Annotated in this window: 10 protein-coding genes and 1 pseudogene; 1 reads left to right on the top strand and 10 read right to left on the bottom strand. The window is 59.2% G+C overall.

From position 1 onward, the window contains the following. Nucleotides 1-170: 170 nt before the first annotated feature. The 3 genes and pseudogenes from AB4N82_RS24290 to AB4N82_RS24300 form a co-directional block, all read right to left on the bottom strand. Nucleotides 171-3,545: a hypothetical protein gene (locus AB4N82_RS24290; protein WP_460103336.1), complete on the bottom strand. Its 3,375-nt coding sequence runs from the start codon at nucleotides 3,543-3,545 to the stop codon at nucleotides 171-173. 271 nt (nucleotides 3,546-3,816) lie between these two features. After that, a pseudogene (locus AB4N82_RS24295) lies at nucleotides 3,817-6,073 on the bottom strand (ATP-dependent DNA helicase). Continuing rightward, on the bottom strand, nucleotides 6,070-7,719 hold the full coding sequence (locus AB4N82_RS24300; RefSeq protein WP_122757300.1) for a VRR-NUC domain-containing protein: 1,650 nt from the start codon (nucleotides 7,717-7,719) through the stop codon (nucleotides 6,070-6,072). Before AB4N82_RS24300 ends, AB4N82_RS24295 begins: the two are co-directional and overlap by 4 nt. Nucleotides 7,720-7,906: 187 nt before the next feature. On the opposite strand from AB4N82_RS24300, the gene AB4N82_RS24305 reads away from it, so the two are divergent. After that, on the top strand, nucleotides 7,907-8,131 hold the full coding sequence (locus tag AB4N82_RS24305) for a YgdI/YgdR family lipoprotein (RefSeq protein ID WP_122757299.1): 225 nt from the start codon (nucleotides 7,907-7,909) through the stop codon (nucleotides 8,129-8,131). A gap of 427 nt (nucleotides 8,132-8,558) precedes the next feature. Here AB4N82_RS24305 and AB4N82_RS24310 read toward each other — a convergent pair whose 3' ends face one another. The 7 genes from AB4N82_RS24310 to AB4N82_RS24340 all read right to left on the bottom strand — a co-directional run bounded on the left by AB4N82_RS24310 (nucleotide 8,559) and on the right by AB4N82_RS24340 (nucleotide 17,837). After that, nucleotides 8,559-9,983, bottom strand: coding sequence for a polyurethane esterase (locus tag AB4N82_RS24310; protein WP_122765130.1), 1,425 nt, complete (start codon nucleotides 9,981-9,983; stop codon nucleotides 8,559-8,561). A 40-nt stretch (nucleotides 9,984-10,023) separates the two neighbouring features. Then, nucleotides 10,024-11,361, bottom strand: coding sequence for a TolC family outer membrane protein (locus AB4N82_RS24315; protein ID WP_122765129.1), 1,338 nt, complete (start codon nucleotides 11,359-11,361; stop codon nucleotides 10,024-10,026). Nucleotides 11,362-11,363: 2 nt separating this feature from the next. Then, nucleotides 11,364-12,665: an HlyD family type I secretion periplasmic adaptor subunit gene (locus AB4N82_RS24320; protein ID WP_032891488.1), complete on the bottom strand. Its 1,302-nt coding sequence runs from the start codon at nucleotides 12,663-12,665 to the stop codon at nucleotides 11,364-11,366. After that, complete coding sequence (locus tag AB4N82_RS24325; RefSeq protein ID WP_032891486.1) at nucleotides 12,662-14,413, bottom strand: type I secretion system permease/ATPase; 1,752 nt, start codon at nucleotides 14,411-14,413, stop codon at nucleotides 12,662-12,664. Before AB4N82_RS24325 ends, AB4N82_RS24320 begins: the two co-directional genes overlap by 4 nt. A 101-nt stretch (nucleotides 14,414-14,514) precedes the next feature. Further along, a complete protein-coding gene (locus AB4N82_RS24330) occupies nucleotides 14,515-14,883 on the bottom strand; it encodes an AprI/Inh family metalloprotease inhibitor (RefSeq protein WP_032891485.1) in 369 nt (122 codons plus the stop codon). A 49-nt stretch (nucleotides 14,884-14,932) separates the two neighbouring features. Further along, nucleotides 14,933-16,366, bottom strand: coding sequence for a serralysin family metalloprotease (locus AB4N82_RS24335; RefSeq protein ID WP_122765127.1), 1,434 nt, complete (start codon nucleotides 16,364-16,366; stop codon nucleotides 14,933-14,935). Between the two features lie 367 nt (nucleotides 16,367-16,733). Next, a complete protein-coding gene (locus AB4N82_RS24340) occupies nucleotides 16,734-17,837 on the bottom strand; it encodes a DmpA family aminopeptidase (protein ID WP_122765126.1) in 1,104 nt (367 codons plus the stop codon).

A 17,837-nucleotide genomic window follows, 5' to 3' on the forward strand; every position in this document is an offset into this window, starting at 1 on the left:
CCGCTTTTATTTTGAAGCGATGACTGGTCTTCCCAGCGTTCAACGGCTGATGGCCTGAGTGCCTTAAGCACGCCAGTTCACGGAGTCGGATAAGCCTCTTACGGTGCGGGTGCTGAGGAATGAACTAAGGTTAACTACCTGTTTCATTTTCAGCACCCATCCCTACGACGCTATATACATTTCTGCTGCGCGTTATCAAACTCCTTACCCGCAGCACAGCTCAATATCGTCTTCGTCCAGCGATAAGAGAAAGGATCCCAATAACAATAATAGTACTTTCCTGGCACCACACTTCGGAAGTAGCCATTAGCGCTGCAGGGTGGGTCGCCCACATAAGATGCGTTGACGGTATAGCTCACGACAGGAAAGACAATAGCGTCCGCTTCTGTTATGCCAGGGCCTAAAGCGGCTTTGAAGTGCAGTGTCAGTGCAGTGTTGTGCCCCAACTCTTTCAAGTACGACGCATAGCTAACTCCACTTTGCCACCACCCCTGACTGAACCAGGTACCATTGACATATGAAGCACCACCATTCCAGTGTTTGAGATTGTGCGCTGCCCCTCCACTCTTGAAGCCTCTGAATTCAATCCAAACCGGAGAATTAGTCGCAATGAACGGCCAGGAGCCGACCCGCAGCGTCCTATTAGCCGTACCGCTCGATAGATCCAATACCTTGGTAGTTTGGTTCGCCTCATTAATTCGGATTAGCGTTTTTGCCAGTTCACTTGTTGGTATTGGCGTCACTGTCACTGTCAACACCTGCGACGACTGCACTACTCCCCCACGCGTTACTTCATATTTAAGCGCGAAACTTTTGTTGGTATTGCCAATGTTCGCGGCAATTGCTGTCACGGGAATATCAAATGTCACCACGCCACCGGTCAACCCAAACTTGGCTGCGATAACTGGCGAACCCGCACCGGCAGTCCCCAACATCGTGACCTTGATGCTGTCGGTCGTGTACATCGGCATGTACTCCACCGAGACCGTGCCGCCGCTTTGTGCATTCAAGGGCGCCAGGGACACTACCACCCCTGTACCGGTTGCCTGGGTCAGCCTGGGCAAAGGAAATTCGGCCGACAAGGTATTGACCCGGTACTCCATTATCGGAAAAGTCAGGGCCTCAGCTTCAACCTTACTAGTACTTACCGCCGCCTTGAGTTCCATCTTAAGCAAAGAGCCATTACCCAACCCATCCAGATAGGACCGCAGGATACTGGATTCCACTTTCCCATCAGCGATCCAGGTCGCGTCAACCGCCGAACTTTCTGCCCCGTTGTATACCAAGCAATCATGGTCAACGTTGCCGGCTGTTTTACCCAGCAACCTCAACCACACGGGGTAAAGTGTCGTAATAAATGGCCAAATGCCGACGGCGGCGCTGGCATCTCCTGAAAAGCTGCTCAGGTCCAGTACCTGGGTGCCAGCATTGGCTTCGTTGATTTTAAGTACTGTCTTGGCCAGTTCGGCCAGCGGTATCGGCTTGACGGTTACCGTCAAGGTGTCTGATGGATACGCCGCGCCCAGGCGCGTCACCACGTACTTGAATGTAACAGTAGTGTCTTGGTCACGAAGATTGGCGTGTATTGCCGCTTTGGTGATATCGAACTCCACCTTCTGCAGCGCTTCATTACCGGGTTTTGCCGGAATGGTCGGCGACCCACCATTGCCTGCACCGATCATGGTGACCTGGATGGAGTCGGTACCCCGCATACCAAGGTAGGTCACCACCAGTTTGGTGCCGTTCTGTACCTTGAGCGGTTCCAGCGTAGCGGTCCCTGGGCCGGTCACCTGTGCTTCCAGCAAGGTCGGCGACGGCAGCTCGCCCACACCCTGACTCACCAGAACCTCGGTAATTTGTGAGTAACGCGGAATTTCATCGCCGCGCTTGAGCGTGTAGAACACCGTCACCGTTTCATTCAGGTTGCTGGTCACGTAGTAGCTTTCGATGTAATGCTCGGTGGTGGCACCGTCTACGGGCACCTGCACCGGCACCTCGATACGCGCCTTCGGCCCGACCCAGTGCATCCTGATCCAGTCATCGCGTTTTGTTTCTGCAAATGGTGCAAACACTTTGGCATAAGCGCCGATATCATCCGGATTCAACTGACCACTGATCGCCTTCTCGATGATAGGTGCAGGCATCGTGCGTTGAAGCTGGCCCACAACAACTTGCAACCGCAAAGATTCCTGCGGCCGACTGCCAGGACGTGTGTGGGCGTAGAACACTTCCACCAGGTGTCCGTCAAAACGCGAAAGCTCGTCAGGGTATACGATGAACTCCATGTCCCCGTCGGGATTGGGTGGAATATCGTCGACTTCGCGACCTACCCGATGCTCGATGGTGATATCGGGGCTGCTGACCCGGAAAATCACTTCCAGATAGCCGTTTGCCGGCCAAATGGGTTGCAAGGGGAAATACACGGTTGCAGCGAAGTCAGGCTCGATGTGACCGCCCAGGTCCTCCTTGATCTGCGGCGCTGGCCATCTGACGATTTCGCCGACCACATCCAGGTAAAGCTTTTTAGAGGGCTGCTCAATCGTCCCTTGTTGAAACACGATGTGCACGCTGACGGAGCCGTCGGCAATCGCAGCCACCACCGCATTAGGCACATTGAATGTGTAGAGCCCTGCCGAATTCAGCGACCTGGTTTCTGTATAAGGAATTGAGTTACCTTCGCGGTCCACACCCGCCCAGATCAGCGTCAGTATTGAATAGGCGACGACCTCTGCGCTGGTGATCCACGCTTGGATTTGTGCATCCCAACTGCCCAGTTCGGCCAGGTCAATCTCTGTGCCAGTGTCTGGAAATGCTAGCCACGGCGCCTCCGGGCGGATCTGATTCAGGTGCACATCAACCAACGTTGTCGCCGACCAACGTGCCCATTCATCCGGCTGGTTACCCCCGGCGTCGCGGACCTGATACCCCACTCTTGTGTCCCGGCTGTTGCCTGCGGCACTGATAGTGGCGTAGTCAACGGTCAGCGTAATATCACGGCCTACTTCGTTAGGCTGCACACGATGGAGTACCCGCTGAGACCCCCAGACCAGAATGATCAGGTCGTAGGCATGCATGTGAATCCAATGGCGGATGATGATATTGACCCCTGCCAATGCATCGACTTCGCTGACGCCATTCAACAATATGGAGGGTGGAACCACATACACCAGCCCCTGGTGGCCGGGCAATATGCTATTGGGGTCACGGTCCCCGGGGCGCGTCAGGTTAACCCGGTACTTGCGCTCTTCGGTAAACGACTCATTGCCACTGGCACGTCTTAATTTGCCGAATACCGGGTTGGCCCAATATTGGACGACTTTATGGGCAGGGACGGTCAAAGGGATACGGTCCAGGTGTTCCTCACCCTCGCGAATCTGGGTAGACGCTACGGGAACATTGCGGTTGCCCCAATAGAGATACGCAACGCTACCGGGGTTGACACCGTCTTTGGGGTTTCTGAGGTAAACAATGAAATCAACCTCCGTATGCCGAAGGCCGATACCACCGTGGGCGCCGTCAGGATCGCCTTCGAAGGGAAGCTCCAAAAGCGACACTTCAATGGGGGGTAAAAGAGCTTTAGGTTTTTTTTCCGGGTCATGGCAACAGTACTCGCAGGGCGCCGTGAGGGAGGCTTACCTGCATCAAACGCTTCAAACCCTGGGTTGCCTACTGTCAGAACTAACAGGTGGCGACGGGTGGTAATGACCCGATGACTGAACGGTGCGCTCGCTATCGGCACCTGTTAATTCTGAATGAGCACGTAGTTGTGAGCGCTCCTTACTATGCTTGACGCCAACCATACGCCGGGTCTAACCATCAGCCGACTACCCACCATTTCGGCAACAACTGACGCACCCGCCCTTCCCCAAACCGATCATCCATCAACATCACCACTCCCCGATCGTGCTGGCTGCGGATCACCCTGCCCGCCGCCTGCACCACCTTTTGAATACCGGGATACAGGTACGTGTAGTCGTACCCCGCGCCAAAAGTCGCGGCCATCCGCAGCTTCATCTGCTCGTTCACCGGGTTGAGTTGCGGCAGCCCCAGGGTGGCGATAAACGCGCCGATCAAACGTGCACCGGGTAAGTCGATGCCTTCTCCGAAAGCACCACCGAGTACGGCAAAGCCAATACCCTGGCTGTGTTCGGTGAACTGGTCGAGAAACGCCTGTCGCTCGGTTTCGGCCATGCCCCGCGATTGCTGCCACAGGGTGATGTGCGGGTGTCGTTCTGCGAGCAGTTGAGCCACCTGCTGCAGGTAATCGAAGCTTGAAAAAAACGCCAGGTAGTTACCCGGGTGCTGCCCGAACTGGCGGGCTATCAGCTCGACAATGGGGGCCAGCGAGGCCTCGCGATGCACGTAGCGGGTGGAAATTTCATCGATAATCCGCACCTGCAATTGCTCGGCCTTGAACGGTGATTCCACATCGATCCAGGCAGTGTCCGTCGGCAGGCCGAGCAGGTCGGCGTAATAGTGCCGAGGGCTAAGGGTCGCCGAAAACAGCACGCTGCTGCGGGCGGCGGTGAGCCGGGGGCGGATGAATTCGGCGGGCACCACGTTGCGCAGGCACAGGGTGGAACTGCTGCGTTTGCCGCCGAGCTGACGTTTGTGGATATCGAAGATGAAGTGTTCATTGAACAGCTCGGCGACTTTGGCAAATTGCAGCGCTTCAAAGTAGAAAGCTTGCAGGTCACCGCTGAGGGCTTCGGGGTGGTCGTTGAAGTAATCGCCCAGGGCGCTGGTGCACAGGCTCAAGGCCTGGAGCAGCTTTTCCGGGCGCGCGGCGTAGGCCTGGTACGGCGTGAGCTGGTCTTTGTGAAGGGCATTCCATTCGCGATTGAGGCGCTGCAAGGGTTTCTTCAGGGGCTCGGGCGCTGTGTCGCGCAGGCCCTTGAGGCTGTACTGGTCGAGGCTTGCGCTGTACATGGAGCGTGCACGATCCACCAGGTTATGGGCTTCGTCCACCAGCACCGCGACGCGCCATTGGTTGAGTTGGGCCAGGCCGAAGAGCATGGCGCCGAAGTCGAAATAGTAGTTGTAGTCGGCGACGATCAAGTCGGCCCAGCGTGCCATTTCCTGGCTGAGGTAATAAGGGCATACGTCATGGGCCAGGGCGACCGCGCGCAGGTTGCCCTGGTCGAGCAGGCTTACCTTGGAGGCGGCAATGCGCGCGGCGGGCAAACGGTCGTAGAACCCCTTGGCCAAGGGGCATGAGTCGCCATGGCAGGCTTTGTCCAGGTGTTCGCAGGCTTTGTCCCGCGCCACCAATTCGAGCACACGCAATTGCAAGCCGGGGCTGCTGGTGAACAGCACCTGCGATGCGTCGAGGGCAAGTTTGCGGCCCGGGGTCTTGGCGGTGAGGAAGTACACCTTGTCCAGTTGCTGCGGCGCAAAGGCCTTGAGCAGCGGGAAGATCGTGCCGATGGTCTTGCCGATGCCAGTGGGCGCCTGGGCCATCAGGCAGCGCCCGGTGCTGGCGGCTTTGTATACGGTCTCGGCTAATGTGCGTTGGCCGGGGCGAAAGTCGGCATGGGGGGAAACTCAAGGCTTGCGCGGCGGTGTTACGCGCTTCGCGGTGCTGCATTTCCTGTTGAGCCCAGCCGAGGAACAGCGTGCATTGCTGGTTGAAGAACCTCTCCAGATCAGGCGCGTGGAAGCGTTGATTGAGCAGGGTCTCGCCCTCGCCAACGATATCGAAGTACACCAGCGCCAGGTCGATTTCCGTCAACCCTAGCTTCTGGCACATCAGCCAGCCGTACACCTTGACCTGGGCCCAGTGCAATTGCCGGTGGTTGGCGGGCTGGGCATCAAGGTCGCCGCGGTAGGTTTTGACTTCTTCCAGGCGATTGGCATCGGGGTCGTAGCCGTCTGCCCTGCCCCGTACCTTGAGTTGCTGGTACTCGCCTTCCAGTGCTACTTCGTTTTGGTAGTGCGCACTGCGGCGCGACGCGACTGTGCGGTGGCCCACGATACCTTCCTGGGCGCTGGGCGACGGGGTAAAGCGCAGGTCCAGGTCGCCGACCTTGGCCGTGAACTCACACAATGCGCGCACGGCCACGTTGTAGCTCAAGCCGGTTGCTCCGCCCAGCGCACGTAGCAGACGGTGACCGGCATCTGGTTCTCGCCACAGAACTCCAGCCAGCGCAGTTGGTTGTCCTGCAGACGGTCGCCCGGACCTTTGACTTCGATCATGCGGTAGGACTTTTGCGCAGGCCAGAACTGGATCAGGTCCGGCATGCCCGCGCGGTTGGCGCGGATGTCCAGGAGCAGGCGTTCAAACCAGTAGCGCAGGTGTTCGGCGGGCAAGCATTCCAGGGCCTGCTCTAACAGGTCTTCACTGAGCAGATTCCAGAATACGAAGGGCGATTGAATGCCCCACTTGGCGGCGTAGCGCTGGCGAATGAGGGCCTTGTACCGATCATCCTGCAGTTGCTCGAAACACGCGGCGAACAGTGGGGCGCGGCGCTGGTGGAAGTCTTCGCTGTGCAAGTCGGCCGGGCCACGCTGGAACGGGTGGAAAAACGCTCCCGGCAGCGGTGCGAAGATCGCGTCCCAGCACAGCAACCCGAACAGCGAATTGATCAGGCCGTTTTCCACGTAATGCACCGGTGCATCGGGCGCGCTCAAATGAGCCTGGACGCAGTACTCCACCGACATCAAGGGTTCCGGCAGTGCCAGTTCCAGGTCCAGGCGCATGACTTCCCGTGGTCTGAGCCTGGGCAGCTTGGGCTCACCCAGCTTGCGACGCAGGCGCGGCATGACGCGCAGCAGGTGTTGCTGTTCGGCGGCACTTTCCGGTGCCTGTTGCGCGGCACTCGCCAGAACCAAGGCCTGGGCGTAGTCCTCCTGGCGCTCCAGCACGCGGATCAATCGCGCACGGGCGCCGGGGTAGGCGCAGGTACGGTAGATTTGCTCGGCCAAGGCCAACTCGGCGCTGCGCTCACAATACTGCCCCATCTGGAACAGCAGCTTGGCCCGGCGTTTTTCCAGCCAGGGGTTGTCGGTCGTCAGCGTGGCCACCTGCGCCAGCACGTCGTGCAGCGCGGTGCCGGTTTCAAACGCATGCTGGCATTGGTGCAGGAACAGCACGCCGTGCACGTCGTCACGGCTGCGCAAACCCCTCGATTCAGCGCAGAACGCCACTTTTTCGTAGGTGTAGATGCCGAGGTCTGCCAGCACGAATTCCGACCAGTCCTGGTGCAGATTGCCGAAGAACATCAAGCGCAGCCGATCACACAGGTCCATCACGGTGAGGCTGTACAGCGGTTCGGCAAGCTGCGGGCACCACTGGGCAAAGCTGCGGGTTTCACTGAACTGCGCTGCCAGCCCCTCAAGCCAGTCGGCCTTCTTGCCTTTGGGTTGGTCGATCCACGGCTTGAACGTGCTGAGGATTTCGCCTTTTTGCAGCAAGGCGAACACCTCTTCAAAGGCCAACAGGCATTGATCGTCAACCCAACCCAATTGCCGCAATGGCGTTGCAGCCGCGTGGGTACAACCGACCTCCTGATAGCTGAGTTTCCCCGCACGAAAGTGCACGCCCTTGCGCATTACCATGCGCACCAACAACGCCTGGGACGGCTGCGGCAAGCTGTCGAATTGCTGAATGAAATGCTGTTCGTCAGGGTCCAGCAGATCGGCATAGCGCTGCCCCAGCCATTGCAGGACCTGGCGGAAGTTGTGCAGGTAATAGAGCGGGTCGTCGAGGGGGTTGGTCATGGCGCAAGCGAGTCAAATACTGGTTATGCATACAGAGTGCCGGTCCCGATGCTGTGTTGCAATCGGTAATAGATAAATGGCTCACGCAACTTTTTGTATAAAAGTGATCAGATGGTGGAGTCGATGGCGTAACATTTGCGGCCCGCAGCCGCACGCTGCGGGACTTTTCAGGGTTAAGGTAAGGGTTATGAACATGAAGAATTTGGGTCTGCCACTGGTTGCACTCACATTTCTGGTATTGGCCGGTTGCGCGACGCAAACCGTAGTGACACTGCAAAATGGCACGCAGTATTTGACCAAAGACACCCCAAACGCCAAGACCGCCGATGGCTTTTATGAGTTCACCGACATCGCTGGCAAACGCGTTCGTGTCAAAGCTGACGATGTGGCGACGGTGCGCAAGGAAAAGTGAAGTGGTTCTTCAGTCGATATCTTTATTGACTGAGCCACCGCCATCGGGGGCAAGCCCCCTCCCACAGGGTTGACCGCGTTCCAATTTGGCCAATAGCGTCCGCTGCCCACTGATGCGCAAGGAAGACTGATTCTCCGCTGCCAACACTGCCCAAATGTGGGAGGGGGCTTGCTCCCGATGGCCATCTTCCAGTCAACATCTCCATTGACTGAGCCAACGCCATCGGGGGCAAGCCCCCTCCCACAGGGTTGACCGCGTTCCAATTTGGCCAATAGCGTCCGCTGCCCACTGATGCGCAAGGAAGACTGATTCTCCGCTGCCAACACTGCCCAAATGTGGGAGGGGGCTTGCTCCCGATGGCGATCTTCCAGTCAACATCTCCATTGACTGAACCACCGCTATCGGGAGCAACCCCCCTCCCACCGTTTTAACTGATGACAATCCCCTCTCCCGATAACCCAACCACTCCCACCAGCGTCACTGAATCCCCGCCAAAACTGATCACGGTATCTCCGCCCACCACCTTGGCGTGATCACGATAATCGCCACTGCTCTGCACGTCCGTAAACACCAATTTGTCCGTCGGCTGATAGCCAATAATCCGGTCCTGGCCAAACTGCCCGCTGAATAAAAACGTGTTGTGCCCGCTGCTGTCACGGATCGTGTCGTTACCCTTGCCGGCCTCGATAAAGTCCGCGCCCTTGCCGCCCTGGATCAAGTCATTGCCAGCGCTGCCAATGATGAAGGTGTCGCCTTTGTGGGGCTCGGCGTTGCGATTGAGGTCCTGCACCCACGTGTTGGCCCGCGCAGGGTCCGACAGGTTGGCGACAATAATCGTCGAGTCGCGAGTCATCACCTCATAGAACCCGGACTCCAGAACACGCGTCATGCCGTCGCCATATCCGGTGGGCAAATGGGAGATCCAAGTCGGCAGGTTGGTGATGGAAAACGGCAGCACGTTCCACAGCGTCGAGGCGTAATGGTCGTTGAAGCTGACGATATTGTCGGTGGTCGATTCATGGGGCTTGTCATGCACGCCCAACGACGACCAGTTGACGGATGAGCCGTCCAGCGCACGGAAAACCGGATCGTTTTCATAGCCGACATTGAGCACCTTGTCGCCGCTGCTCTGGGTCGGCGAGGCGTAGGCCACATAGTTGGCGTCCCTGAAGAAGCCCGCCCATTTGCCGTTGCTCAAGTCCGCCATGCTGTTCACCGCCAGGCCGCCCAGGCTGTGGCCGCTGACTACCACGTCGTGGCCGCTGAGGCCGTGGGCACTGGCGTAGTCGGCGATGTTCTTGAGCAAACCGCCGAAGGCTTCGCCGGCGAAGTTTTTCGCGTAATCCTTGGGCCCCAGGGCCGCGAGCAGATCGCTGACCAGATCGCCGATGGAGTCGCTGATCAGGCTTTCCCGTGGGCCTGAAGTACCACGAAAACCGATGCCGATTTCCAGCAGTTTGCCGGCGTCATCGTACTTGCCGAGCACTTCGACCTGGGCCGTGGTGTAGCCCGGTTTTTCGCCAAAGAAGGTGCCCCTGGCGTCGACCTTGCCGGTATAGCCCAGGGCGCTGGCGCTGATAGGTGTCCAGCCGGCGTGTTGCACGGCCTCCAGGGCGGCTTTTTCCGAGTCGGGGTTCCAGGGAATGCCGGGGATCACGCCCTGGGAATCACTACTGCCTAACAACGCGCCGACCAGGGTGGCCGGCAAGCCAATGCCCAGACCGTTGTGCTGATAACCCACGGCAAAGCCGTTATCCAGGTTGTGGTAGGTGTACAGCGTGATCGCCATGGCATCGGCGAACAACGCTTTGGAGCCTTCGGCGCCCAGGTTTTTATAGTCGAATACGCCCATGGTATTGCCTCTCTTTTGTTGGAGTTGTCGAGAAAGCTGGTTAACGCTGTGCGGGCCCGAACGCTTCGTCCACCTTGGCCAGATCGGTGTCGCGCAAGTTGCCGGCGTAGTAATGCAATTTGGTCCAGGCCATCAAATAGTCGTAGCGAGCCTGTGCGAGGTCGCGACGGGTGCTGTACAGCTGCTGTTCGGCATTCAATGCATCGAGATTGACCCGTTCACCGCCGAGAATGCTCTGCTTGGTCGACACCACCAGCGCCTCGGCCGACGCCAGCGCCTTTTGGTACGCACGCAGCTTGCTCACGCCCGACAAACAGGCACTGAACTGCCGACGCAGTTCGATCAGGGTTTCCCGAGTCTTGCCCTCCAACTCGTACTCTGCCTGCTCCATGGCGCGACTGGCCTGGCGGGTAGAGGCCGATATGCCGCCACCCGCGTACAGCGGCAGGCTGACTTCCACGCCAATGGTGTTGGTGTCATAGCGCTGATTGTAGGTGTTGCCGCTGTCGGACTCCTGCTGGCGTGAACTCGCGTACGCCGTGACCTTGGGCAGATGCCCGGCGCGATTGCGCTCCACTTCGTAGCGCGCCACCTCCAGGGCCTGGCGCTGAGACGCGAGGGTGGGGTTATTACTGATTGCCAGTTCATGCCAAGTGTCGTAATTGGCCGGGGTCAGGGCGAGTGCGGCGAAATCCTGGTTCAGCGGCGCCAAGTCGTGGATGTTGACGCTCTGAACGCCGATCAAGGCGCCCAATTCCCTTAACGACGCGTCTTGTTCGTCCAGCGCTTCGATCTCTTCGGCGGTGGCCAGCTCGTAGCGCGACTCAGCTTCGAGAATGTCGGTACGGGTGCCCTCACCCTGCTGGAATAGATGCTGGTTCTGCTGAAACTGCTGCTCGAAGGCCTTTTTCTTGGCGCGGGCGATGTCGATCTGGTCCTGGGCGAACAGTGCTTGGGTGTAGTAGGTCAACACCCGCACCAGCAGCGCCTGACTCTTGTCACGAAAACTTTCGTCGGCAAACAACGCCTGGGCCACGCCTTTGCGGTAGTTGGCATAAGCCTCGTAGTCAAACAGCGGTTGTTGCAGGCTGAAGGTGGAACCGTAGCTGTTGTAGTTGCGGTCGTCGTGATAATTGCCGCCGCGCCCGTCGGGCAAGGTGGCCTGAGAGTTGTTGCGGCCCTTGTTGTAGTTGTACGACAGCTTGGGCAGCAAGCCAGCACGGCCGATGGTGCGGTTTTCCAGGCCGGCGTCGCGCTCCTTGATCGCGCCAAGAAACACTGGGTCGTTGCGCAAGGCTTGCTCGTAGACATCAAACGGACCCATGGCAGCCTGGGCACTGGCGCAGCAGAACAACAAGGCGATGAACACAGGTTTCATGTTCATTCCTCGGTCAACGCTGAGCCGGCGCGATCCAGCAGCGGTTTGAACAGGTAATTGAGCAGCGAGCGCTCGCCCGTACGCACGAACATCTCGGCGGGCATCCCCGGCTTGATCACCAGACCCTGGAGTTTTTCCAACGCTGCCTCGCTCACCGTGGTGCGCAGCACGTAATAGGGCGCACCGGTTTTCTCATCAAGCATTTGGTCGGCAGAAATCAGGCTGACCTCCCCCGGCACGCGCGGCGTACGGCTCTGGTTGAACGCGGTGAAGAGAATATCCACCGGCAAGTGCGTGCCTACTTTGTCCACCAGATGCACCGGTAGATGCCCTTCCACCTCCAGGCGTGTGCCTTGGGGCACGATCTCCAGCAGGGTTTCACCGGCACGCACCACAGCGCCTTCGGTGTGCACGCCGAGGTTGACCGCGATGCCGTCGGCCGGCGCGTTGATTTCGCTGTGTTGCAGGTCGAACCCGGCAGAGGTCAGTTGTTGCTCCAGGGTCAGGCTGCGCAGTTGCGCGTCGGCCAATTGGCTGCGCACTTCCTTCTGGTACTCCTCGCTGTGCTGCTGCAACTTGAGACGCGACTCGACGATGCCCTGCTCTACCCGGCCGCTTTCCCCGGTGTTTTGAGCCAGGTCTTGTTGCACTTGGGACAATTGGCGCTGGTACTCCATCAGCCGATTGCGCGGGATGTAGCCGTTGTCGGCCAAGGGTTGCAGGTTGCTCAGTTGATCACGCAGGGATTGGGCCTGGGCGGTCAAGTCGCTGCGGGCACGACGCATGCCGCCGAGTTGCGCGGTGGCGCCGTCGATATTCGCGCGAATGCCGGCTTGCTCACGGGCGAAGGCCTCGCGGCGGCTGCTGAACAGCTGACGCTGGCCTTCGAGCACCAAGGCCAAGGCAGGCTCGGGATTGCTGCTCAGCTCGGCGGGAAAGGTGATAGAGGATTGATTGTCGCGCTCGCTCTGCCAACGCGCCACACTGGCCCAGGCCATACGGTACTGGGCTTGCAGCGATTGCACGTCGGCCTGGTTCTGGGTCTGGTCGAGACGGAACAGCGGCTGGCCCTGTTTCACCAGCTCGCCTTCACGCACCAGAATACGGCTGACCACGCCGGGGCTGAGGGTTTGCACAGCCTTGCGCTTACCGGACACCACCACCGTGCCTTGCACGGGAATCCCTTGATCCAGCGGCGCGAGGCTGGCCCACAGGAAGAAACCACCGGCACCGACCACTGTCAGTAGCCAGCCCATGCGGGCGAAAAAACCCGCGTCGCGTTGTTCGAAAGTGATGCTGCTCATGCGCCTGGATTCCTTCCGGCTTGATACTGACGACTGAAACTCACACCCGGTTTGTCCTTCGGCGCTTCCTGCTGGCCGGACAACGCCCTAAGCACGTCCTGGCTTGGCCCGAACGCCTGTAAACGGCCTTCGTTGAGTACCAGCAACTTGTCGGCCTGGGCCAACGCAGAAGACCTGTGAGTGACCAGCACCACGCTGCTGCCCTGGGCTTTCATCTGCACAATGGCAGTGGCCAAGGCCGCTTCGCCCACGGTGTCGAGATTGGAGTTGGGTTCATCCAGCACAATCAACCGTGGCCCGCCATACAGCGCACGGGCCAGGGCCACGCGCTGCTTCTGGCCGCCGGACAGGCCGCCGCCGTTATCCCCTAGCACTGTGTCGTAGCCTTGGGGCAGGCGCAGGATCAGTTCATGCACGCCCGCTTGTTGTGCGGCCTTGACGACAAGCTCAGGGTCCGCCTCGCGAAAGCGCGCAATGTTGTCGGCGATGCTGCCGCTGAACAGTTCGATGTCCTGGGGCAGATAGCCAATGTGCGGGCCGAGGTCGTCGCGGTCCCAGCGGTGTATGTCCGCGCCATCCAGGCGCACGGTGCCGGCCAGGGTCGGCCACACGCCCACCAGCACACGGGCCAGGGTGGATTTTCCGGAGCCCGAGGCACCGAGCACGCCGAGCACTTCGCCCGCTCCCAAGGTAAAGCTGACTTGATGCAACGTCGCCACGCGCTTACCCGGCGGGCCGGCACTGACCTGCTCGAAGCTGACTTGGCCCTTGGGTGCGGGCAGTTTCATCTGCTCCACTTCCGGAGGGAACTCGCGCAGTAATTCGTCCAGCCGCTGGTAGGCCAGCTTGGCCGAACTCCATTGCTTCCACACCGCAATCAACTGGTCGATGGGGCTGAGCACACGGCCCATCAGGATCGAACCGGCGATCATCATGCCTGCTGTCATATCGCCCCGGATCACCAGCAGTGCGCCGAGACCGAGTACCAGTGATTGCAAGCATAGCCGCAAGGATTTGCTCAACGAGGTGATCACCGAACCGGTGTCACTGGCCTTGTTCTGCAGGCCGAGGAACTGCGCATGCACCGCAAACCAGCGCTTGCGCAGCGCGCCGAGCATGCCCATGGCCTGGATGGTTTCGGCGTTGTGCAAATGGCTGGTGGCCAGTTGCGTCGACTGTTGGGAGAAACCACTGGCCTCACCCAATGGCTTCTTCGTCAGGTATTCGTTGAGGCACGCGAGGCCGATCAACAGCACAGCCCCGGCGGTGGCCAGCACCCCAAGCCAGACGTTGAACAGGAAAATCACAAACAGGTAGATCGGAAACCACGGCGCATCAAAAAACGCGAACAGCGCCGGCCCCGTGATGAATTGGCGGATATGGGTCAGGTCGCCCAGGGATTGCCCGGCGTGCCCCTGGCCGCGTTGCAGATTGCGTTCGAATGCGGCCTTGTACACGCGTAAGTTGAAACGCCGTTCCAACTGACTGCCGATACGGATCACGATGAAACTACGGATCACTTCCAAGGTGCCAATAAACGCAAAGAAGCCCACGACCATCAGCGTCAACATCACCAGGGTGGTTTCGTTCTGGGAGGACAGCACGCGGTCGTACACTTGCAACATGTAAATCGACGGCACCAGCATCAGCAGGTTAATTAATGCCGTGAAACAGCCAACGCTGATCAAGATGCTCTTGTATTCACCCAGCGCCTTGAATAAGGGCGCTACCGCAAAGGGCTTGGCCATATGTTCTGATCTTCCTTGAGCCAAATTTCGCGCATAAGTTGCCCGAACCCTGATAAAGGCCGGCCAACTAATAAAATCGAGTTATAAAGTTATAGCGATAACTAAGGCATTCGTTTTAATTCAACCACGACGCCCGCCTGGGTGCGGGCTTGATACTCCCCGTCTTTCTGGCGATTCAAATGAGTGATCCCGCTGCCTTCGGCATTGAATAGCCAGATACCGTCCGGAGTGGGCGACCAGGTCAGAGGGGTGTCGCCCAACCATTGGGCGGCACAGGCCACATCACCGCTCAACGCGTTGGCCTGTTCGAGCAGGTCGAGGGCGCACACCTGATCCTGTTGGTGCAGTTGCCAATGTCCGGCCAATTGAGCGCTGGAAGGTAAAACAAGACTGCTCGCCATTGCGTGGGCTCCTGCCGACACGAACATCACCTGCAATACGCAGGCGATAAAGTTGAAAAAACGCTGCATCTTCACGCTCCATCCTGGAGGCGCGACGCCGAAACGCCGCGCCTTTGTATCACGCCACGATGTCGCTGACGGCTGCCTGGCCTACGGTGGTGACGAGGAAATCCGCCACGCCGTGCCCGGAGAAGTCGACGGCCAACGTACCCAAATTGGTACCGGCTGCGTAGGTCAATACCGCGTCGCCGGCATGCCCGGTGAACGCGTTGACGAAGGTCAGGCCAGCACCTTTGGTGATGCCGCTGAGGTCGATCTTGTCCGAACCTGAGGTGAAGTCAAAGATCTTGTCCGCCGCCCCTGGCTTGGAGTCGGAGCTGGCACCGAACACAAAGGTGTCATTGCCGGCGCCGCCCCACAGTTGGTCCGCACCGCCAGCACCGTAGATCAGGTCGTTGCCGGCCCCACCCTTGATAACGTTGGCGGCGTTGTTGCCGATGATCAGGTCATTACCCGCACCACCGAAGGCGTTTTCGACCGTCACGCCCTTGGCGATGGACACGTTGCCCACCAGGCCGCCTACGTCGGAGAACGAGGCTTCATTGAGGTTGATCTTCTGGTTCTGAGTGAAACCGGAGAAGTCCAGGGTGTCGTTGCCGCCACCGTCCCACACCGAGAACACCAGCTTGTCGGCGTTGGAGGTAGCGCTGAGGAAATCACGCCCGGTGTTGGAATTGAAGCCGTAGGTGGTGTCGCCGGCGCGTGTGTTGTAGTTGGCGCCGTATAGCTTCTGGATTGCTGCGATGTCGTCGATCAGCGGGCCGGAAGCGTAGGCCTCGACGCCGCCTTTGCTGAAGTTCTGGTTGGTGTTGCTCTCGCTCCAGTAACTCATGAGGCTGTAGCCGCGCGTGTCCTGTCCATAGGTCGCGTCTTTGTAAGTCGGCGCGCCTTCGCCGGCGTTGTAGTCGCCAGGGTGAGCCAGGCCGAGGGTGTGCCCGATTTCGTGGGTCAGGGTCTGCCGGCCGTAGTTGTTCAGGTCCGGAGTCTTGTTAGGCGTGTAGCTGTTGTTGGTCAGGTACCACGAGGTGCCGTCGTAGCCTGCACCGGTGCCGGGCAGGTAGGCGAAGGCCGCTGCGCCATCCTGGCCGCTGCTGTAGTTGCCGAATGTCATGTGGCCGTCACCGCCGGTGGCTTTCTCGGTGAAGGTGACGTTGGCCACGTCAGACCAGGATTGCATGGCCAGTGCGGCCTGTGCTTTCTGCTGGGCGTTGAACTGGCTGAAGCCCGAGATGCCATGTTTGTTCATGGTGCTCGACGACGCCGAGGTCAGAAAGGTGTAGGTCAGGTCGATCTTGCCGTTGCCGTCAAAGTCCCGGTACGCGGCGCCGTCGCGCAGCAGCTGGGTGGCGGCCTGGTCGACGGTGTAGGACGGTTTGCCGTTGATCGTGAGGTTGCCGCCACGGTCATACAGATGGCTGAAGCTATCGATTTGCGAGTAAGCGGTGCTGGCTTGCGCCGCCGACACGATAGCCTTGTCTTTTACTTTGGACATAAACGTACTTCCTTGTTTGCAAGTGCATCAGTCTTTGATCGATAGGAACCCCGCGGGCGAGATCGTCCTATCACTCGCCTCTTTTGAAGGCGTAAGAAAACTGACACAACTTGAAATCTTTCGTCTACATCTATTTCCGCCGTAAAAAAGTAGCAAACTGCCAACTAGTGAAACTTTTGTGCCGGGTTTATTGGGGCAACTTGGTTTTGTCCGACAAAAAGCAGCGGGCACGTATTTAAATATTAAATAGCACCAATGCCGCGCAAGTTGAGCGGCACAGTTAATAATTGGATCCACTATATTGCCACGGTGTCATTGGCAACATTAAACAGCCATTACTTCAACTAATAATAGGCGTTGCCCCCCATTACCGGGACACACTCCACCCCGTATCGTGTAATGCCTGTAACAGCGTCTCGCCCATCAAACCCGGAACTTGCACGCCATCGTCGGTGTTCATGGTTTCACCCGCCAGAATGGCGTTGATGATTGCCTCTTCCACCGCCTCTGCTGCGGCGCTGAACAGCGGCGAAATGTGGTCATTATTGACCATCTGCAACGCACTGCTGAACGGCAGGCCCTTGCGGCCGTAATCCGCGGCAGGCAGGTCCTGGTTCCCGGTGGCGAAAGCCAGGAACAGATCGCCACTGGAATCTTCGGTGCCGCCGCCGGTACGGGCGATGCCGATGGAGGCGCGTTGCGCCAGACGCTGGCATTGATGCGGCAGCAACGGCGCGTCGGTGGCCAGGATCACCACAATGGAGCCCATGCCCGGCGTACCACGCTCGGCGAAGGGCGATGGGATGTCCATCAGCAGGCGTCCTACCGGATAGCCATCCACCCGCAGCTCCTGGCGCTTGCCATGGTTAGCCTGGACCAGCACGCCGACGGTCCAACCGCCCTGCTCCCCCGGCAAACGCCGCGACGCCGTGCCGATACCGCCCTTGAATTCATGGCAGATCATTCCGGTGCCGCCACCCACCGCGCCCTCTTGTACCGGACCGGCTTCGGCGTTGACGACGGCTTCGCGCACATGTTCGGGTTTCACATGTTGGCCCCAGATATCGTTGAGCAGGCCGTCATAGGTCTCCATCACCACCGGCATGCACCAATACACCGCCGGGTCCGCGAGGCGCTCGCGCTCCAGGGCGATCAAGGTGTCGCGCACAATGCCGATGCTGTGGGTGTTGGTGATGGCCAGCGGTGTGGTCAGCAGCCCTGCTTCACTGATCCACTCCAGGCCCGTGGCATCGCCATTGCCATTGAGCACGTGGTAGCCGGCGAAGCAGGGTTGCTGGCGCGCTTCCCCGGCGCGCGGCTGGATCACCGTCACACCGGTGCGCACTTGCTTACCGTCGATACGGGTGTTGAGGGTACTGTGGCCCACCCGCACGCCCGGTACATCGGTGATGGCATTCAACTCACCGGGTGTGCCCAGCCCCAAAGTGATGCCCAATTGACGTGCGCGCAT

It is taken from the genome of Pseudomonas sp. H1_D04, from assembly GCF_054683855.1.